Source organism: Mesorhizobium sp. RSR380A, assembly GCF_054719385.1.
The window spans coordinates 3,671,608-3,691,147 of sequence record NZ_JBTTIB010000001.1 but is presented as its reverse complement, the minus strand read 5'-3'; the positions used below and the strand labels follow the sequence as shown (position 1 = coordinate 3,691,147).

Sequence of the window (19,540 nt, the reverse complement as noted above, 5' to 3'; positions counted from 1 at the left end):
CCGGCAACGGGCATTTTTGCGAGCCGGCATACTGGACCGGAATATGCTGTGCGCGTCGAAGCATGGGCGAGCCAATTGCAGCCGCCGATGGGGAAAAATCTGCTCTTTTCGGTGTTACTTGATGGCAGCAACCAGATCGGCGTCGGGGAAGCAGGTGGCGGGGCGGCCGTTCTTTTCCTGCCAGAAGCCGATCGAGCGGCGGGTCTTGAAGCCGGGCAGACCATCGGCGCTGCCGACATCGTAGCCCTTGGCCTCCAGCGCCCGTTGCAGCGCGGCGATGTCGGAACGATGCAGGCCGCCGACCGCACCCCAGCTGCGGACAAAATCAGCATCGCCATGGGCGATGCGGTCAGCGCCATGGCCGATGAACAGGGCGTAGAGGTCGCTGGTGTTGTATTGCTTCAGCACGTAAAAATTCGGCGTGGCGATGAAGGCCGGACCGCTGCGTCCGGCCGGCATCAACAGGAACCCTTCCGCCTTCAGTTCGTTGGCCGGAAAGGCTTTGCCGCCGACGCGGCTGATTCCCATCGCCGCCCAGGTTGAGATCTTCTTGCCCTGGTCGGGACCTTCGAGCGAGCAGGAAACGCTTTCCGGAACCGTCACCTCGAAACCCCAGCCACGCCCCTTCACCCAGCCATAGTGGACGAGAAAATTGGCGATCGAGGCCAGCACGTCCGGCGTCGAATTCCAGATGTCCGGGTGCCCATCACCGTCGTAGTCGACGGCGTGCTTCAGGAACGAGGTCGGCATGAATTGCGGCTGGCCGAGCGCGCCGGCCCAGGACGATTTCATGGCGCCGACCGGCGCCAACCCATGCTCGACGATCTCGAGCGCCGCCAGCACCTCGGTGCGGAAGAAGTCCTTCTTGGTCGACATGAATGCCTTGGTGCCGAGCACCTCGAAGGCGTCGTAGGGCATTTTCGCCGCGCCGAAGCCGGTCTCGCGGCCCCAGATCGCCAACAGTATCTCGCCCGGGACACCGTAGCGCTTTTCGATCGCAGCCAGCGTCTTGGCGTTGGCCGCCTCGCGCGTGCGCGCACCTGACGTGACGGCGCGCACCGTCTTTTCGGCGAAATAGGCGCCGGGCGAACCGAACTCGGCCTGATGCTGTTTTTGCGGGGTTTTGGGTTTCTCGCCGGGCAGGACGAGGTCGGGCAATTTGAGGTTCGGCTTCACGCCGTCGAAAGCGGCGTCGAAAGTGGATTTGGAGATGCCTTTGGTCTGGGCTTGCGGCCAGAGATCGGTTTGCAGCCAGGCGCGGAACTGGTCATCGATTTTGGCAGCGGAGGCGGGGGCTACAAAAAGCAGGGCAACAAGGGATGCGAGGAGCGCAACGAGCGCCAATCCGAAAGATCCGCGTTCTGTCGCGCCCCCCTCTGTCCTGCCGGACATCTCCCCCTCAAGGGGGGAGATTGGCTGTCGCTTCGGTTTTCGCCAACCACCAGCGTTGAAAGAAGAATGCCGCCCGAGAAGCTGCTGATCTCCCCCCTTGAGGGGGAGATGTCCGGCAGGACAGAGGGGGGCCCGAAGGAATGCTGTCATCTCCGGAGCATCCCCGCCAATTGCGTCAAAACGCCGTCCGCGATCGCAACGCGGCTGCCAGCGTACCCTCATCCAGATAATCAAGCTCGCCGCCAACCGGCACGCCATGGGCAAGTCGTGTCACCTTGACCTCGAAGCCCGACAACTGGTCGGTGAGATAATGCGCCGTCGTCTGGCCCTCGACGGTGGCGTTGACGGCGAGGATCACCTCCTTCACCTCGCCGCCGGCGACGCGGTCGACCAGCGAGCGGACATTGAGCTGGTCGGGGCCGATGCCGTCGAGCGGCGACAGCGTGCCGCCGAGCACATGGTAGCGCACATTCATGGCCGCGGCCCGCTCCAGCGCCCAGAGGTCGGAGACATCCTCGACGACGATCAGCGTCGAGGCATCGCGGCGCGGATCGGTGCAGATCATGCAAGGGTCGGAGGTATCGACATTGCCGCAGGTCGTGCAGATGCGCACCTTGTCGGCGGCTTCAGCCATGGCGGCGGCGAGCGGCGACAAAAGCTGCTCCTTCTTCTTGATGAGGTGCAGTGCCGCACGCCTGGCCGAACGCGGCCCTAGCCCCGGGACCTTGGCCAGGAGCTGGATCAGGCGTTCGATCTCGGGACCGGCGATTCGCTTCGACATCGCACTGATCTAGGATTTTTCCGCGCGCTTTGAAACATGCGCATACGCACCGAGCCCGCCATGCTGCCATGGCGGGCTCGGAAACTGTTTTAGGCGTCAGTAGGCTGAGAGCGGCCGGGTTTGATCGACGATCATTGCGCCGATAGCGTCGGTGTTCTCAGGCGTCGACTGGAAGCCCATCGACGCTTCCTGCGTTGCCGATGGAACCGAGGTGATGTAGCGGGCGTTCAGCGTGCCGCCGAAACGCGAGGCATCGGGCTCGGCCATCGGCTCCTGCATCGCCACCTCCGTCTGCTTGGCGGCGACGCGGGCGCTCTTGGCGGGCGCCGCGGAAGCCGTCACATAGGTCTGCTCGGCCGGGGCACGTGTCGCCTTGGCTGCGCGAACCGCCGCGGCCTGCTTGGCCGGATCTGGACGGACAATGGTCTTCACCACCGGCTCGGCGTAGGCAACCTGCAACGGCGCTTCAGGCACAGGCGCGCGCGGCTGCGCCGAGGCAACCATGGTCGTGGATTCATCCGGCAGCGGCTGCCAGTTGCGACCGCGCTTCTCGTAGAAGGCGTTGCCGCCGGCAACCATGGTGTAATGCATGTTCTTGTAGGGGAACCTCAGTCCGGCGGTGTGGAAGTACATCGTGTTCTTCAGCTTGGCCTTGCGCTCGCCCTTGAGCACCGCATCGGCGGCCTCCTCGACATCGGGCATCGCTTTCGAATTCATCGCCCGCGTCATCACGCCGGGCGCGAACTGGCCCGGTTCGCCAACCACTTGGCAAATGGTGCTGCCATGATTGCCGGAGCGCAGCCGGTTCATCACCACCGTGCCGACGGCGATCATGCCGTCACGGCTCGAGCGGTTGGACTCGAAGAACATCGCCCGCTCCAGGCATTCCTTCTCCTTCGGCGTGTTGCGGTAGGCGCGCGTCGAAAGGAAGCTGGGCGTGATGGCGTCGGTCAGGCTGGCGACCGACAGGCCATGCGAAGACGTGGTCTGGCTGCAACCGGCCAGGAACACAGGAGAGAAGATAATGCCGAGCAGAAGCGGCGTCTTCCATCGCGTAGCGATCAACAAAAATGCCTCATTGTCCAGATGCCAGCTCGCCCCGAGATGTGGCAAGAATGAGACTCTTAAAGGCAAAAAGATGGCTAAAGGATTAGCTTTCGTGCAGCATAGGTAAAACTTTATAAATGCCCGGATATGTCCGTGAGCAAAGCCCGAGAAAGTCTTAACAACAGCCTCCGCAGCCGATTTCCCTTCATAATCAATTAACTGGTTGGGCCGGCTCAGAACGGCAATTTCATTCCGGGCGGGATCGGCAAGCCTGCCGTCAGCGCCTTGGTCTTCTCCTGCATAATCTGCTCGACCTTATTTTTGGCGTCATTGTGAGCGGCCAGCAGCAGGTCTTCGAGAATCTCGACCTCGTCCTCCTTGAACAGCGACGGATCGATCTTCAGCGACTTCATTTCGAACTTGCCGGTCAGCGTGACATTGACCAGCCCGCCGCCCGCCTGCCCGCTTGCTTCAATCGTCGCGATCTCGTCCTGCATGGCCTGGAACTTGGCCTGCATTTCCTTCGCCTTGCCCATCAGGCCGAGAAGATCTTTCATGGTCGGGTCCTTTGCGGATTCGTGGCTATGGTCAGGTTTCGTCGTCGTCGGATGGCGGCTCGACCGGCGCTTCGGCCTTGTCGGTGTCGACTTCCGGCGCGTCGGGAATGCGCACGTCGATAATCTTGGCGCCGGGAAAGCGCGCCAGGATGGCGGCCACAGCCGGATCGCTTTTCGCGTCGGAGAAAGCAGTCTCGCGCCTGGTCGATTCCATCTCGGCCAGCGTTTGGCCGCCCTCTTCCTTCGACAATGACACCAGCCAGTTGCGGCCGGTCCAGGCGCGCAGCTTCGTCGTCAAGTCGTTGAGCAGCATCTTGGGCGCATCGGCGGTCAGGCCGACGTCGATACGGCCGGGCTCGATGCGCACCAGGCGAATACAGCTCTTGACCAGCACCTTGAAGGCGATGTCACGCTGCGCGTCGGCAAGAGCGACAATATCGGCCAGCGATTTCAGCGGCGGCGATTGCGGCTCGACGACCGGCTGCGGAGGCGCGACAAAGGCGACCGGGGGCGCGTCGACCAATCGCATGGTTTGCGCACCGGCTGGCCCGGACGGCATCCGGGTCTGCGCTACCGCGCTGGCGCCGCCGCCATTGCCGGCATTTACCGGCGCACCATTCGGGCGTGACACACCACCGGACGCCGGAGCGCCGCTCTCTAGAGATTTCAGCGCCTCGTCCAGCGTCGGCAGGTCGGCGGCATGCGCCAGGCGGATCAGCACCATCTCGCCGGCGCTGACCGGGCGGTTGGACGACTGCACCTCGGGAATGCCTTTCAAGAGCATCTGCCAGGTCCGCGACAGAACCTTGACCGACAGCGTGCTGGCGAAGTCGGCGCCGCGGCGGCGCTCATCCTCGGACAGGGAAGCGTCGTCGGCAGCCGTCGGCACGAAGCGCAGCCGGGTGACGAGGTGGTTGAATTCGGCCAGATCGGTCAGCACGGCAGCCGGATCGGCGCCGGTGTCGTACTGGTTGCGGAATTCGGCAAGGGCGGCCGCCACATCGCCCTTCATGACATGTTCGAACAGGTCGACGATGCGGGCGCGGTCGGCGAGACCCAGCATGGCGCGCACCGCTTCGGCGCTGACGGCGCCGCCGCCATGGGCGATCGCCTGGTCGAGGATGGAGAGCGAATCGCGGGCCGAGCCTTCGGCGGCGCGCGCGATCATCGCCAGCGCGTCGTCGTCGACCGATATGCCTTCCTTGCCGGCAATCGAGGAGAGGTGCGCGACCAGTGCGCCAGCATCGATGCGTCTCAGGTCGAAACGCTGGCAGCGCGACAGCACGGTGATCGGCACTTTGCGGATTTCGGTGGTGGCAAAGATGAATTTGACGTGCGGCGGCGGCTCTTCCAGCGTCTTCAACAGGCCGTTGAAGGCCTGGGTGGAGAGCATGTGCACTTCGTCGATGATGTAGACTTTGTAGCGCGCCGACACCGGGGCATAGCGCACGCGCTCGATAATGTCCCTGATGTCGTCGATGCCGGTATGCGACGCGGCGTCCATCTCGATGACGTCGACATGGCGGCCTTCCATGATCGCCTGGCAGTGCTCGCCCAGGAGGGCGAGGTCGACCGAGGGATGGTCGACCGTCGGCGTCTTGTAGTTGAGCGCCCGCGCCAGGATGCGCGCCGTCGTGGTCTTACCGACGCCGCGCACGCCGGTCAGCATCCAGGCCTGGGCGATGCGGCCTGTGGAGAAAGCGTTGGTCAAAGTGCGGACCATCGGCTCCTGGCCGATCAGTTCGGAGAAATTCGACGGACGATATTTGCGCGCCAGCACGCGATAGGCGACGGCCTTTTGCTTCTCCAGGTTTTCGGGGTCCGAATTTCCGGCTTCGCTCATTCGCCCGTAAAGCTCCAAAAGGCCGCGTCTCAGCGTAGCCGATTCCTGCTAGATCGTTTCACCGTTTTCTGAAACGGCAAACCGCTCTACCCTTTGCTTTAACGCAATTCCGGACGGGAAACCGCTCACACTTTCCCTGGAATTGCTCCAATAGTCTCGCCCGCGCTGCAATGCGTCGTCAATGTCGCGAGAGGGGCCGATGAGGTGGGAGGCTGGAACAATGACCCGTTCCGGGCTCGTTAGGGCTGCTTCCTTCCGGACCTGACCCGGTTGGCGAGTGGATCGTCCACCACCAACCTCCCGCGTTCCATATCGGCAATTCAGCGATCAAATGCAAGGGTGCATTGAGAATCGGATGCCCGTGAACTCCGCCGCTCAATGAATCGCTTGCAGCCCCCGTGCAGCCGCTCTAGCGTGATGAGTTTGGGAATAATGCGAGAAGCGCAAGGGAAACGCCAATGCTACCGGGCCTCAAGGCCGGATTCACGCTCGACTCCAGGCTGGAGGCGGATAGCGAGCAGCTGATGTGGCTCGGCCTGTGCGAGCTCAGGGTGATGAACGATAGCCGCTGGCCATGGCTGGTCCTGGTGCCGCAGCGGCCGGGGGCCGAAGAAATCCACGACATGACGCCGCTCGACCAGGCGATGTTGACCTTCGAAACCAACATGGTGGCGCAGGCGCTGAAAAGAACCACGAGCTGCACCAAGATCAACACCGGCGCGCTCGGCAACATCGTTCGGCAATTGCATGTCCACGTCATCGCCCGCTCGGAAGGCGATCCGGGCTGGCCGGGGCCGGTGTGGGGGCACGGCATGCGCGAGCCCTATGAGCGTTCAGGCATCCGCCAGTTTGCGCAACAGATCAAGGCGGCGCTATAAGCCGCCTGTGTCCATCCCTAGACGTTCGAGCTTCCATGACCCTTCGCCTTTTTGACGCGCCCTTGCGCGAACCGAGCCAGTTCGTCGGCTTCGCCGGAAACACGATTGATCGGCAATCCGAGAACCGCGCCGACGATTCCGTCGAAAGGGCGTTGGCCGATCCCTCGGCACGTCTTCTGCCGATGCATGGCGGACGGCTGTATCTGAAATTGCACGATGGCAGCTTCGACCCTTGGTTCGATCTGGCTGAGAGCCAGAAGCTGCAGCCATCACTCGCACAAGGCGTGCTGCTTGGCTTTGCCGAGAGCGGCCCGGTACTTGCCGTGCCGGTCGGCCTCGATCCCGAACAGCTGCCGGAGACCATGAAGGCGATCGATTATCGCTCGGTCTATATGCAGGGGCTGATCGACGAGGCGGCAGCGGGCGCGCTGGCGCAAGGCGCCGCCCTGCTTGCCTGGCATGCCACCCATCGCTTCTGCAGCAAATGCGGCCATGAATCGCAAATGCGGGCCGGCGGCTACAAGCGCCATTGCCCAAATTGCGGCACCGAGCACTTTCCACGCACCGATCCGGTGGCGATTATGCTGACGGCGACGCGGGAAAAATGCCTGCTCGGCCGCGGCCGGCATTTCGGGCCCGGCATGTACTCGGCGCTTGCCGGCTTCATCGAGCCGGGCGAGACGATCGAGGCGGCGGTGCGCCGCGAAACGCTGGAGGAAGCCGGCATCCGGCTCGGCCGCGTTGTCTACCATGCCAGCCAACCCTGGCCGTTCCCCTATTCGCTGATGATCGGCTGTTTCGGCGAACCGCTCAGTGACGACATCCAGGCCGATCTCAACGAGTTGGAAGATTGCCGCTGGTTTTTTCGCGACGAGGTGCGTTCCATGCTGGAGAGGACGCACAAGGACAATCTGGTCACGCCGCCGAAAGGCGCGATCGCGCATCATCTGATCCGCGCCTGGGTCGACAGCGAATAAGACTTGTTATTTTACGCAATTCCGGACGGAAAACCGCTTCACACTTTTCCTGGAATTGCTTAACGGGAGCAAAAAATGATCCGTCACACCGTGGTTTTCACCCTGAAGCACCCGCAGTACTCGCTGGAGGAAAAGCGGTTCCTCTCCGATGCCAAGCGCATTCTCAGCGCAATCAAGGGCGTCACCCATTTCGAGCCGCTGCGGCAAGTCAGCCCGAAGAACGACTATCACTTCGGCTTCTCGATGGAGTTCGTCGATCAGGCCGCCTACACCAGATATAACGAGCATCCCGACCACGTTGCCTTCGTGCGCGACCGCTGGATCCCGGAAGTCGAAACCTTCATGGAAATCGACTATGTGCCGCTGACCCTGCTGGTTTAGGGGAACCTTAGTCCGCGACCTTCCACTGCTCGCGCGACTCGCTGGCGGGATAGACACCCAGAATGCGCACTTCGCGCGAGAAGAAGCGCAGTTCGTCCAGCGCCAGCTTGACCAGTGGATCGTCGGGATGGCCCTCGATATCGGCGTAGAACAGCGTCGCGGTGAAGGCGCCCAACTGATAGCTCTCCAGCTTCGTCATGTTGACGCCGTTGGTGGCGAAACCGCCCATTGCCTTGTAGAGCGCAGCCGGCACGTTGCGGACACGGAACATGAAGGTCGTCATCATCTTGGTGTCGGCCGAGGGCCGTTCGGCCAATCGCTTGTCCTTGGTCAGCACGACAAAGCGGGTGACATTCGAGTCCGTGTCCTCGACGTTCTTCTCGATGATGTCGAGGCCGTAGAGTTCTGCGGCTAGCGCCGGGGCGAGCGAGGCCATGGTGCGGTCCTTGAGCTCCGAGACCAGCTTCGCAGAGCCCGCCGTGTCGCCGGCGATCACCGGCTTCCAACCGTTCTTGCGGATGTATTTGCGGCACTGTCCCAGCGCATGGATATGGCTGTGCACGGTCTTGATCTCTTCGCGTTTGACGCCTGGCAGCACCATCAGCTGGAAGTGGATCGGCAGAAAATACTCGCCGACGATGTGGAGTTTCGATTCCGGCAAGAGATGATGAATGTCGGCGACGCGGCCGGCGATGGTGTTTTCGATCGGGATCATGGCGAGGTCGGCCTTGTTGGTCTCGACCGCGTTGAAGGCATCCTCGAAGGTGGGGCACGGCAACGGCTCCATCGAAGGGAACATGTTGCGGCTGGCGGTGTCGGAATTGGCGCCCGGTTCGCCCTGGAAGGCTATTCTGTTGGTCTTGTCAGGCATGCCGATATCTCAGGTTTGAAAGGATCTGCGGTGTCAGGAAAGGATTTGTCTTCTCAGCAAAGAATTTGTCTGGCGCGTTCGAGGTCTTCCGGCGTGTCGACGCCGAGCGGCAGCGATTGCACGATCTCGGCATCGATGCGCATACCGGCCTCCACCGCCCGCAACTGCTCCAGCCGCTCGCGCCGTTCGAGCGGCGACGGTTTTAGCGCGACGAAGCGTTCGAGGGCTGAGCGCCGATAGGCGTAGAGGCCGACATGGTGATAGAGCGGCCCCTCGCCCCAGGGCGCGGTGGCGCGGGTGAAATAGAGCGCCTTCAGCCGCGTCGCCGACAACGGCGAACCGACGATCTTGACGACGTTGGGGTTGGCCTTTTCCTCGTCGCGGACGATCTCGACGCCGAGCGTGGCGATGTCGACCGCAGCGTCCTCGAACGGTTTCAGCGCCGCACCGATGATCTTGGGATCGATGGTCGGCAGGTCGCCCTGCACATTGACGATGGTTTCGACCTTGCGATCGGGGTCGAGGGCGGTCAGCGCCTCGAAGATACGGTCGGAACCGGATTCGTGGTCGGTGCGCGTCATCACCGCCTCGAAACCGTGCGCGCGCACCGCTTCGGCCACGTTGCGCGTGTCGGTTGCCACCACCACCCGGCCAAGCCCAGCCTCAGCGGCGCGGCGGGCGACATGGACGATCATCGGCGCGCCGGCTATGTCGGCCAGCGGCTTGCCCGGCAGGCGCGTCGAGGCCATGCGGGCCGGGATCAGGATGAGCGTGGACATCGAGGTTGCAAGGCGTTCGAAAGAGGATGGGGAAAGTGGCAAAAGGTCTCACTGGAAGCGCCCTTATAGGTGTTGCAACGCCCAAGCAAAAGACCTAGTTTCCGCCCGATTTGACCGGCTCGACGGGGTGGGTCACGATACCGACGGACGGAGTGGACGGAGAGGTCCGCCGGAAAAGGGAGCCCTGGGGCGTATGGATTCCAACGAAGTCAACAAACTGCTCGCCGGGTTGCTTGGAACCTGTTTCGTCGTCTTCTCGGTCGGTTTGGTGTCCGACGCCCTGTTTGCCTCGCCGGCGCCGGAAAAACCCGGCTTTGCCATCGAGGCGACGGAGCCTGCCGAAGGCGGCGCCGCCGGACCCGCGGCAGAGGCCAAGCCGATCGCCGACCTTTTGGCCACCGCCAATGTCGAGCAAGGTGCGGCCGTCTTTAAGAAATGCCAGGCCTGCCATTCCGGCGAAAAAGGCGGCCCCAACAAGGTCGGCCCGGATCTCTGGGACATCGTCGACCGCCCCGTCGCCGAGCATGAGGGCTTTGCCTATTCGGCCGGCATGAAAGAGTTTTCCAAGGGCGGCGCCGAGAAGTGGACCTATGACAACCTCAACCACTTCATCACCTCGCCGAAGAAATTCGTGAAGGGCACTGCGATGGGCTTTGCCGGCCTGCCGAAGGACGAGGACCGCGCCAACGTCATCGCCTATCTGCGCACGCTGTCGGATAGTCCGAAGCCGCTGCCGACGCCAGGTGCCGCCGCCGATGCAGCGGCGCCCGCCAAGCCGGCCGAGGGTGCCGCTCCGGCCAAGCCGGCTGAAGGTGGAGCTCCCGCCCCTGTGGCGCCGGCACCGGCGCCCGCCAAATAACCGAATTGTCATCTCCATGATCTCAAAAAAGCCGGGTTCAGCCCGGCTTTTTGTTAGGAAAATCGCATATGCGGCGACAAAGCCGCCGCATGGCGGTTTTCACCGGCGTCAAATCATTTAGGATTGCCGGGCATCGCGAAGAGGAGAACGCATGACGGTTGGCCGAACGCTTCTGAGGTCCCTGCTGGCAGCAACCGTTGTGGCTGCCGGGTTGCAAGCAGCAGCCGCGGATGAATGGCACACCACCTCCTCGCTGATCGGCGAGTCCAAATATGGCGAGAGTTTCCAGCGCTACGATTATGTGAATCCGGACGCACCGAAGGGCGGCACGCTGAATTCGGTGGTGCTCGGCACTTACGACAGCTTCAATCCCTACATCGTTCAGGGGTCACCGGCAGCCGGTTTTACGCCGTTCGCGGGCGGTCTTCTCTACGACACCCTGACGGAGCAGGCCACCGACGAAGGCAGCACCAACCACGCGCTGATCGCAGACGCATTCAAATATCCTGCTGATTATTCCTCGGCCACCTATCGCATAGACTCGAGAGCCAAATGGCACGACGGCCAGCCGATCACAGTCGACGACGTGATCTGGTCATTCCAAGTGCTGAAGGCCAACAGCCCGCAGTACAGCCGGTATTTCGAGAACGTTACCGACGCGGTCGCCATCTCGGACCGCGAGGTCGAGTTCCATTTCAACCAGAAGGGCAACCGCGAACTGCCGCAAATCGTCGGCGATCTTGCGGTGCTGCCGAAGCACTGGTGGGAAGGCACCGATGCCAACGGCAAGAAGCGCGATATCACCAAGCCGACCCTGGAGCCGCCGCTCGGTTCCGCCGCATACAAGATCGCCAGCTTCAAACCGGGTTCTGAGATCGTCTGGCAGCGCGTGCCGGATTACTGGGCAGCCAAGCTGCCGGTAAAAATCGGCCGCGAGAATTTCGACATCAAGCGATACACCTATATTCTCGACAACAATGCCACATGGCTGGCCTTCACCAAGGGTGGATTCGAGGACATCAATCAGGAACTCAGTTCCCGCAAATGGGCAACAGCCTATGATTTCCCAGCGATCAAGGCCGGCGATGTCATCAAGCAGGAATTCAAAACCAGTTCCCCAGAGCCGATGCAGGCGTTTGTCCTCAACCAAAGGCGGTCGCAGTTCCAGAATCGTTTGGTGCGTGAGGCGCTGACCTATCCGTTCGATTTTGAAACGATGAACCGTACCCTGTTCTTCGGCTTCAACACGCGGACGTCGAGCTATTTCCAGAACACCGAACTGGCATCGCGTGGGCTGCCGCAAGGCAAGGAACTGGAAATCCTGGAGAAGTACCGGGACAAGCTGCCGCCGGAACTCTTTACGCAGGAATTCAAGCTACCGGTCTACGACTCGCCACAGGCGGAACGGAAGTACCTGAAGACGGCTGTCGATCTCTTTGCCCAGGCAGGCTGGGTCATCAAGGGCGGCAAGATGGTCAACGCCAAGACCGGCGAGCCGTTCAAGTTCGAAATCCTCGGCTGGTACGACACCGACGAGGTCATCTCAAATCCCTACATCGCCAACCTGCGCAAGATCGGCATCGATGCCACGCTTCGCATTGTTGACCAGTCCCAATACGTCAATCGCGTCAACAATTTCGATTTCGATGTGATCACGTCGCAGTTCCAGCAATCGGATTCAGCCGGCAACGAGCAGCGCGACTTCTGGAGCTCGAAGGCTGCCGACAGGCCGGGTTCACGCAACCTGATGGGGATCAAGGATCCCGTCGTCGATGCGCTAGTCGACCGGGTCATATTTGCCACCGACCGTGCGGATCTGGTCGCAGCTACCCATGCGCTCGACCGGGTGCTGTTGTGGAACTTCTACGTGGTGCCGCAATATCACCGGGCGGTAGTCTGGATGGCATACTGGAACAAGTTCGGCATTCCGGCCAAGCAGCCGAGCTATCGCGGTGTCGATACGGATTCCTGGTGGATCGACCTCGATAGGGAAAAGGCGCTGGCGGCTAAATACAGGGGCAGCAATTGATGGCCACCCGCCGCGACTTCCTGGCATTCGGTGGTGCTGCAGCCGCGGCGGCCCTGTTGCCCGGCAAAGCTTTCGCCAACGTTGCGACCGGCACCAAACTGCACGGCCTGTCAGCCTTTGGCGATCTCAAATACAAGCCGGGTTTCACCCATTTCGACTATGTCAATCCGGATGCGCCCAAGGGCGGCCAGATGAATTTCGCGCCGCCGAACGCGACCTTGAATCAGAGTTTCCTGACCTTCAACACGCTGAACTCCCTGGTGCTGAAAGGCGATTCACCGCCGCGCACCGAACTCTGCTTCGATTCGCTGATGGCAAGCGCGCTCGATGAACCGGATGCTGTCTACGGCCTGCTTGCCGAGTCCGTCACCTTGTCTGCGGACCGCAACGGCTTTCGCTTCAGCCTGCGACCGCAAGCGCGTTTCAATGACGGTTCGCCACTGACCGCACAAGACGTTGTCTTCGCCTTGAAGCTCTATAAGAACGAGGGTCACCCGAACCTGTCCAAGGCGTTGCGGCACATGACGGAAGCGGTTGCCGTCGACCCCGTCACCCTCGACCTCACCTTCAATGGCGAACAGTCGGCGCAAAACATCCTTTCGGTCGTCAACATGCCGATCGTGTCCAAGGCCTTTTATGCGGCCAACACCTTCGATGCCTCGACGTTGAAGCCGCCACTCGGCTCGGGACCATACAAGGTGGGCCGCGTAGCGGCAGGACAGACTGTCGAGTACGATCGCGTCGCCGACTATTGGGGCCGCGATCTCGCCGTCAACCGCGGCATCAACAATTTCGACCGCATCCGCATCGACTTCTATCTCGATCGCCAGGCGGCGTTTGAAGCCTTCAAGAAGGGCGACACGCATTTTCGCGAGGAATTTACCGCGCGCGTGTGGGCATCTGATTACGATTTCCCGGCATTGAAGGATGGCAAGGTCGTCAAACGCGAGTTTCCCGGTGAGAAGACGCCAGACATGCAGGCTGTCGCGCTCAACCAGCGGAGACCCCACTTCAGGGACTTCCGCGTACGACGGGCTATCGCCAATTGTTTTGATTTCGAATGGATCCAGCGGGTTCTGTTCTTTGGTTCTTATGAGCGCTCGCAATCGAACTTCGAACGATCCGACTACAAGGCCGAAGGCTTGCCTTCGCCCGGGGAACTGACGCTGCTGGAACCGTTTCGCGCCGAGTTGCCGCCGGAGACATTTGGCGAACCCGTGATGCAGCCGGCGTCGGACGGCTCAGGCCACGACCGCAAGCTGTTGGGCGGGGCCTCAAGACTGCTTGCCGAAGCCGGTTGGAAGCGTTCGGGCAACTTCGTCGTCAACGACAAGGGCGAGCGGCTGAAGGTGGAGATGCTGGCCGAAGACGATGGACTTGTTCGGATCTTCACGCCATGGGCCGAGAATATGAAGGCGATTGGGATCGACGCTTCGATCCGGCAGGTCGATTCCACGCAATATGAACGGCGGCAGAGTGATTTCGACTTCGATTTCAACATGCTTCACTGGTCGATCGGGGCGACGCCGACTGCCGACGGCCTGGAGATGCTCTATGACTCGCGGATGGCGAAAACGCCGGGGCAGCGCAACTATCCCGGCACCGAGAGCCCGGCCGTCGACGCGCTGATCGTGGCGGCAGGCAAGGCGACCACCCGAGACGAACTCGTCACGGCGCTTAGAGCGCTCGACCGGGTCTTGCGCGCGCGGCTTGATTGGATTCCTAGTTGGTACTTGGCGAATCACCGCGTCGCCTATTGGGACATGTTCGGCTTTCCCGAACTGAAACCCGATTTCGGCTTTCCGGTCGAGACGCTGTGGTGGTTCGACAAGGGCAAGGCGGCAAAGATTGGCAAAGCCTGACATGAGCATTCGCGCAGGATTGGCAGCCTGATGGGCGCCTACATACTGCGGCGCATCTTATTGATGATACCGACCCTGTTCGGCATCATGGCGATCTCTTTTGCCGTCATCCAGTTCGCACCTGGCGGGCCGGTGGAGCAAATCATCGCCAGGCTCACCAATCAGGGCGGCAGCGATCGCCTCAATGGCGGCGGTGGTGGTGATGCCGGCGGCGCCAATTTCGATGCTGCCGGCGACGTCGGCTCGAAATATCGCGGCGCGCAAGGGCTCGATCCCGAATTCATCAAGAAGCTGGAAAAGCAGTTCGGCTTCGACAAGCCGCCGCTCGAACGCTTCGGCATGATGCTGTGGAACTATGCCCGCTTCGACTTCGGCGACAGCTATTTCCGCGATATTTCGGTGCTCGACCTGATCCTGGAAAAGATGCCCGTGTCGATCTCGATCGGGCTGTGGATCACGCTGCTTTCCTATCTGATCTCGATCCCGCTCGGTATTCGCAAGGCGATCAAGGACGGTTCCACCTTCGACGTCTGGACCAGCGGCATCGTCATTGTCGGCTATGCCATCCCCGGCTTCCTGTTCGGCATATTGCTGATGGTGCTGTTTGCCGGCGGCTCGTTCTGGGATTGGTTTCCGCTGCGCGGCATCGTCTCGGAGAATTGGGGTCAATTGTCTTGGCCGGACAGGATTGCCGACTATTTCTGGCATATGACCTTGCCGTTGACGGCGCTGGTGCTGTCGGCATTTGCGACGACGACGCTTTTAACCAAGAACTCCTTCCTCGAAGAGATCCGCAAACAATATGTGGTGACCGCCCGCGCCAAGGGCCTGTCGGAGCGGCGGGTGCTCTACGGCCATGTGTTCCGCAACGCCATGCTGATCGTTATTGCCGGCTTTCCCGCTGCCTTCATCTCGGCCTTCTTTACCGGTTCGCTTTTGATCGAGAACATCTTCTCGCTCGACGGTCTCGGCCTGCTGGGTTTCAAATCCGTGCTCGACCGCGATTATCCTGTGGTGTTCGCGACGCTCTACATTTTCTCGCTGCTCGGCCTGTTCGTTAACCTGCTCTCCGACCTCATCTACACCTGGGTCGACCCGCGCATCGATTTCGAGCGAAGGGACGTCTGATGGCAGAAGCCGCTGCCGAGACTCCGGTCCGCATCGCCCGCCCATGGCTATCGCCGCTCAACCAGCGGCGCCTGCAGAACTTCAAGGCCAACCGGCGCGGCTACTGGTCGCTATGGATTTTCCTCGTTCTGTTCGTGCTGTCGCTGTTTTCCGAACTGATCGCCAACGACAAGCCGATCATTGCTTCCTACAAAGGCGAGATCCTATTTCCTGTGGCGGTCGCCTACCCCGAGGAAAAGTTCGGCGGCTTCTATGCCGTGACCGATTATCGCGACCCGGTCATCCAGGACGAGATCAACGCCAATGGCTGGATGATCTGGCCGCCAATCCGCTACTCCTATTTGACCGTCAACAACGCCATTCCGGAGGCGGCGCCAACCAAGCCGTCCTGGCTCTATGACAAGAAGACGCTGTGCAACCAATACCCGAAAGGTGCTGATGACCCCAACTGCTCGATCGGCAACTGGAACTGGCTGGGCACGGACGACCAAGCGCGCGATGTGGCGGCGCGGCTGATCTACGGCTTCAGGATCTCGGTGCTGTTCGGTTTGATCCTGACGGCTGGCTCGTCGCTGATCGGCGTCGCGGCCGGTGCCATGCAGGGCTATTTCGGCGGCTGGACCGACCTTCTGTTCCAGCGCTTCATCGAAATCTGGTCGGCGATCCCGGTGCTCTACCTGTTGCTGATTGTCGCCGCGATCCTGCCGCCCGGTTTCTTCATCCTGCTTGGACTGATGCTGTTGTTTTCCTGGGTGGCGCTAGTCGGCGTGGTTCGGGCCGAATTCCTGCGTGCCCGCAACTTCGAGTATGTGAATGCTGCACGAGCGCTCGGTGTGCCTAATCTCACCATCATGTTTCGTCACCTGCTGCCAAACGCCATGGTAGCGACATTGACCTTCCTGCCTTTCCTGCTCTCGGGCTCGATCTCGACGCTGACCTCGCTGGACTATCTCGGCTTCGGCCTCCCGCCCGGTTCCGCCTCGCTCGGCGAATTGCTGAAGCAAGCGCAACGCAATCTCAATGCGCCGTGGCTCGGTTTTTCAGCTTTCATCGTCATCTCGCTGATGCTGTCGCTGTTGGTGTTCATCGGTGAAGCAACGCGCGATGCCTTCGACCCGCGCAAGGCGTTCCGATGAGCGAACTCCTGCTCTCCGTCCGCGATCTCAGCGTTGCCTTCACCCAAGGCGGCAACGAGTCGACCGCCGTCGACCACATCTCCTTCGATCTCGCCAAGGGCGAGACGGTGGCGCTTGTGGGCGAATCCGGTTCCGGCAAATCGGTCTCGGCGCTGTCGGTGCTGAAGCTTCTGCCCTACCCGACGGCCAGCCATCCCTCGGGCAAGATCCTGTTCCAGGGCGCCGACCTTTTGGCGATGAACGAAAAGCAGTTGCGCAGCGTGCGCGGCAACAAGATCACCATGATCTTCCAGGAGCCGATGACCTCGCTCAATCCGCTGCACACGATCGAGCAGCAGATCGTCGAGATCCTGGCGCTGCATCAGGGCATGGGCGACCGCCAGGCCAAGGCGCGCACGCTGGCGCTGCTCAACGAGGTCGGCATTCGCGAACCGGAAAAGCGGCTCGACGCCTATCCGCACCAATTGTCCGGCGGCCAGCGGCAGCGCGTCATGATCGCCATGGCGCTGGCCAACGAACCGGAACTGCTGATCGCCGACGAACCGACGACGGCGCTCGACGTCACCGTGCAGGCGCAGATCCTCGAATTGCTGGCGGAGTTGAAGAGCCGTAAGGGCATGTCGATGCTGTTCATCACCCATGATCTCGGCATTGTCAAAAAGATCGCCGACCGCGTCTGCGTGATGACCAAAGGCAAGATCGTCGAGACCGGGCCGACCAGGGACATCTTCGCCAACCCGCAGCACGCTTATACCAAGCACCTCCTGGCCGCCGAGCCGAAGGGCAAGCCGCCGGCCGCCAACGATGCCGCCAAGCCGGTGATGACAGGCAAGAACATCAAGGTTTGGTTCCCGATCAAGAAGGGTTTCTTTCGCACCACCGTCGACAATGTGAAGGCAGTTGACGGCATCGACGTCACCGTGCGCGCCGGCCAGACCCTCGGCGTCGTCGGCGAATCCGGCTCCGGCAAGACGACGCTCGGGCTGGCGCTGGCGCGGATGATCTCATCGACCGGCACCATCCAGTTCAATGGCAGCGACATCAACCAGCTTTCCTTCAACGCCATGCGGCCGCTGCGCCGCGAGTTGCAGATCGTTTTCCAGGACCCGTTCGGCTCGCTCAGCCCGCGCATGTCGGTCTCGGAGATCATCGAGGAAGGCTTGAAGATCCACGAGCCGAAGCTGTCGCCCGATCAACGCGACGACAAGGTCGTCGCCGTGCTGAAGGAGGTCGGGCTCGATCCGGCGACCAGGAACCGCTATCCGCATGAATTCTCCGGCGGCCAGCGCCAGCGCGTCGCCATTGCGCGCGCCATGGTGCTCAATCCACGCTTCGTCATGCTGGACGAACCGACCTCGGCGCTCGACATGAGCGTGCAGGCGCAAGTGGTCGACCTCTTACGCAATCTGCAGGCCAGGCACGACCTTGCCTATCTGTTCATCAGCCACGATCTGAAAGTCATTCGCGCCCTTGCCAATGACGTCATCGTCATGCGCAATGGCAAGATCGTCGAAGCCGGCCCTTCCGAACAGATTTTCGAGCGGCCGCAGACCGACTATACGAAGGCGCTGATCTCGGCCGCGTTCAAGATCGAGACGGCGCCGGTCGGTATCGTCAGCGAATAACAGGGAATACAATCCGCAAATGGAAAAAGGCAAAATCCTGCTTGCCGTCACCGGCTTTCATCCGCAGCGCTGGCGCGAGCTGCTGTCGGCCGAGCGCGAAGTGGTGCTGGAGCCGGACGGCGCTTCGGATCCGTCGATCACCTATGCGGTGGTGTGGAAGCAGAAGCCGAACCTCTTGAAATCGCTGCCCAATCTACGCGCAATCTTCTCGATCGGCGCCGGCGTCGACCATATCTTCGCCGATCCCGGCCTGCCCGATGTGCCGATCGTCAAAGTGGTCGCCGACAACCTCACCCAGTACATGACCGAATATGTCGTCTGGCGCGTGCTCGACCATCACCGCCAGGGCATGCTCTATCGTGCGCAGCAGCCGAAGAAGACCTGGCACGAACCGCCGCAGCGGCCGGCCGGTGACATCTCGGTCGGCATTATGGGGCTCGGCAATCTCGGCCGCGCGGCGGCATCGGTGCTGTTGTCGCTCGGCTTTGCCGTCAATGGCTGGTCGCGGAGCGACAAGGCCATGAAAGGCGTTGCAACCTATGCCGGAGAGGCCGGGCTGATCCCCTTCCTCAACGCCACCGACATACTGGTGGTGTTGTTGCCGCTGACGCCGGACACGCACGGCATCATCAATTACGGCGTGCTGAAGGAATTGCGCAAGCGAAACGGCCTCGGCGGCTCGGTGCTGATCAATGCCGGGCGCGGCCGGCTGCAGAAGGACGCCGACATCTTGCGAGCGCTGGACGACGGCACGCTGAAGGAGGCGAGCCTCGACGTGTTCGAGGTCGAGCCGCTGCCGAAGACCAGTCCGCTTTGGAGTCACCCGAAAGTGTTCGTGACGCCGCACGCGGCGGCGACCTCCGACCCTGTCCACCTGGCGCCGAGCATGTTGCGGCAGATGGATGCCTTCGAGCGCGGCGAAAAGCTTGATAACGTGGTCGACCGCAAGGCGGGGTACTGAGGAAGTTCAGGTTCAGCTCGGCAGGGTGAACTTCTTCTGTTTGTTGGGCTTGCCGCAGTCGCGGCGGACGATCGAGCGGTTCATGGCGTCGATCTTGCCACTTGCCAGATCAGTATCGCGCTTGCTTTTGGAGCGCATATCCGGCGTGAACGGGCCGAAGCCCATCGCCGGATTGGAGAAGCTCGGCTTGGCGTCCATCGACAGATGGTATTGCTGCGCCAGTTCGTTGCGTTGCGCCAGCAACTGGTCGCAAGGCACGTTGTCATATTGCAGCGACGATTGCACGTCCTGGTCCTGCCGCTCCGACATCGAACTGCCCATGCAGCCGGTCATTGCCAGGCAAGACACCAAGACCATCATGTTCCAGCGCATGTGTTCCTCCTCAATGCCTGCCGCGGGCTTTTCCCGGCTTGTATCCTACCTGATGCCGCGCC

18 protein-coding genes and 1 other RNA gene are annotated in these 19,540 nt (G+C 61.6%); 10 read left to right on the top strand and 9 right to left on the bottom strand.

Annotated features, from left to right (window positions below; genetic code table 11):
• Nucleotides 1–114: 114 nt before the first annotated feature.
• The 6 genes from ACYG9Z_RS17820 to ffs form a co-directional block, all read right to left on the bottom strand.
• Nucleotides 115–1,392, bottom strand: coding sequence for a lytic murein transglycosylase (locus ACYG9Z_RS17820; protein ID WP_023751923.1), 1,278 nt, complete (start codon nucleotides 1,390–1,392; stop codon nucleotides 115–117).
• Between the two features lie 175 nt (nucleotides 1,393–1,567).
• Nucleotides 1,568–2,173, bottom strand: coding sequence for a recombination mediator RecR (gene recR, locus ACYG9Z_RS17815; protein WP_023669521.1), 606 nt, complete (start codon nucleotides 2,171–2,173; stop codon nucleotides 1,568–1,570).
• A gap of 96 nt (nucleotides 2,174–2,269) precedes the next feature.
• The gene (locus ACYG9Z_RS17810; RefSeq protein WP_023669520.1) at nucleotides 2,270–3,238 is read right to left on the bottom strand and encodes a cell wall hydrolase; all 969 of its coding nucleotides are present in this window, start codon (nucleotides 3,236–3,238) and stop codon (nucleotides 2,270–2,272) included.
• Between the two features lie 215 nt (nucleotides 3,239–3,453).
• On the bottom strand, nucleotides 3,454–3,777 hold the full coding sequence (locus tag ACYG9Z_RS17805) for a YbaB/EbfC family nucleoid-associated protein (protein ID WP_023669519.1): 324 nt from the start codon (nucleotides 3,775–3,777) through the stop codon (nucleotides 3,454–3,456).
• A 31-nt stretch (nucleotides 3,778–3,808) separates the two neighbouring features.
• The gene (locus tag ACYG9Z_RS17800) at nucleotides 3,809–5,620 is read right to left on the bottom strand and encodes a DNA polymerase III subunit gamma/tau (RefSeq protein WP_023669518.1); all 1,812 of its coding nucleotides are present in this window, start codon (nucleotides 5,618–5,620) and stop codon (nucleotides 3,809–3,811) included.
• Nucleotides 5,621–5,824: 204 nt separating this feature from the next.
• Nucleotides 5,825–5,921, bottom strand: an RNA gene (gene ffs / locus ACYG9Z_RS17795) — signal recognition particle sRNA small type.
• A gap of 157 nt (nucleotides 5,922–6,078) precedes the next feature.
• Between ffs and ACYG9Z_RS17790 the strand changes: the two genes are divergently transcribed.
• From ACYG9Z_RS17790 to ACYG9Z_RS17780, 3 genes are all read left to right on the top strand, one after another.
• Nucleotides 6,079–6,498, top strand: a complete 420-nt coding sequence (locus ACYG9Z_RS17790) for an HIT domain-containing protein (protein ID WP_023669517.1) — start codon at nucleotides 6,079–6,081, stop codon at nucleotides 6,496–6,498.
• Nucleotides 6,499–6,533: 35 nt separating this feature from the next.
• On the top strand, nucleotides 6,534–7,475 hold the full coding sequence (gene nudC, locus ACYG9Z_RS17785) for an NAD(+) diphosphatase (RefSeq protein ID WP_023751922.1): 942 nt from the start codon (nucleotides 6,534–6,536) through the stop codon (nucleotides 7,473–7,475).
• A 75-nt stretch (nucleotides 7,476–7,550) separates the two neighbouring features.
• Nucleotides 7,551–7,856, top strand: a complete 306-nt coding sequence (locus ACYG9Z_RS17780; RefSeq protein WP_023669515.1) for a Dabb family protein — start codon at nucleotides 7,551–7,553, stop codon at nucleotides 7,854–7,856.
• Nucleotides 7,857–7,863: 7 nt separating this feature from the next.
• Here the strand turns inward: ACYG9Z_RS17780 and ACYG9Z_RS17775 are convergent, their stop codons facing one another.
• Both ACYG9Z_RS17775 and ACYG9Z_RS17770 read right to left on the bottom strand, forming a co-directional pair.
• A complete protein-coding gene (locus tag ACYG9Z_RS17775; protein WP_023682034.1) occupies nucleotides 7,864–8,727 on the bottom strand; it encodes a prephenate dehydratase in 864 nt (287 codons plus the stop codon).
• Nucleotides 8,728–8,780: 53 nt separating this feature from the next.
• Nucleotides 8,781–9,506 (bottom strand): 3-deoxy-manno-octulosonate cytidylyltransferase, encoded by a 726-nt coding sequence (locus ACYG9Z_RS17770; RefSeq protein WP_023712584.1) that lies wholly within the window; start codon nucleotides 9,504–9,506, stop codon nucleotides 8,781–8,783.
• A 193-nt stretch (nucleotides 9,507–9,699) separates the two neighbouring features.
• Between ACYG9Z_RS17770 and ACYG9Z_RS17765 the strand changes: the two genes are divergently transcribed.
• The 7 genes from ACYG9Z_RS17765 to ACYG9Z_RS17735 all read left to right on the top strand — a co-directional run bounded on the left by ACYG9Z_RS17765 (nucleotide 9,700) and on the right by ACYG9Z_RS17735 (nucleotide 19,106).
• Nucleotides 9,700–10,365, top strand: coding sequence for a c-type cytochrome (locus ACYG9Z_RS17765; RefSeq protein WP_023751921.1), 666 nt, complete (start codon nucleotides 9,700–9,702; stop codon nucleotides 10,363–10,365).
• A gap of 151 nt (nucleotides 10,366–10,516) precedes the next feature.
• On the top strand, nucleotides 10,517–12,394 hold the full coding sequence (locus ACYG9Z_RS17760; RefSeq protein WP_023751920.1) for an extracellular solute-binding protein: 1,878 nt from the start codon (nucleotides 10,517–10,519) through the stop codon (nucleotides 12,392–12,394).
• Nucleotides 12,394–14,256: an extracellular solute-binding protein gene (locus ACYG9Z_RS17755; protein WP_023751919.1), complete on the top strand. Its 1,863-nt coding sequence runs from the start codon at nucleotides 12,394–12,396 to the stop codon at nucleotides 14,254–14,256. The genes ACYG9Z_RS17760 and ACYG9Z_RS17755 overlap by 1 nt, the downstream gene beginning before the upstream one ends.
• Nucleotides 14,257–14,286: 30 nt before the next feature.
• A complete protein-coding gene (locus ACYG9Z_RS17750; protein WP_023751918.1) occupies nucleotides 14,287–15,384 on the top strand; it encodes a microcin C ABC transporter permease YejB in 1,098 nt (365 codons plus the stop codon).
• Nucleotides 15,384–16,520, top strand: coding sequence for an ABC transporter permease (locus ACYG9Z_RS17745; protein ID WP_023751917.1), 1,137 nt, complete (start codon nucleotides 15,384–15,386; stop codon nucleotides 16,518–16,520). The genes ACYG9Z_RS17750 and ACYG9Z_RS17745 overlap by 1 nt, the downstream gene beginning before the upstream one ends.
• Nucleotides 16,517–18,145, top strand: coding sequence for an ABC transporter ATP-binding protein (locus tag ACYG9Z_RS17740; RefSeq protein WP_023751916.1), 1,629 nt, complete (start codon nucleotides 16,517–16,519; stop codon nucleotides 18,143–18,145). Before ACYG9Z_RS17745 ends, ACYG9Z_RS17740 begins: the two co-directional genes overlap by 4 nt.
• Nucleotides 18,146–18,164: 19 nt before the next feature.
• On the top strand, nucleotides 18,165–19,106 hold the full coding sequence (locus tag ACYG9Z_RS17735) for a 2-hydroxyacid dehydrogenase (protein ID WP_023669506.1): 942 nt from the start codon (nucleotides 18,165–18,167) through the stop codon (nucleotides 19,104–19,106).
• Nucleotides 19,107–19,118: 12 nt separating this feature from the next.
• On the opposite strand, the gene ACYG9Z_RS17730 is transcribed toward ACYG9Z_RS17735, so the two are convergent.
• Nucleotides 19,119–19,478, bottom strand: coding sequence for a hypothetical protein (locus ACYG9Z_RS17730; RefSeq protein WP_023751915.1), 360 nt, complete (start codon nucleotides 19,476–19,478; stop codon nucleotides 19,119–19,121).
• Nucleotides 19,479–19,540 lie beyond the last annotated feature (62 nt).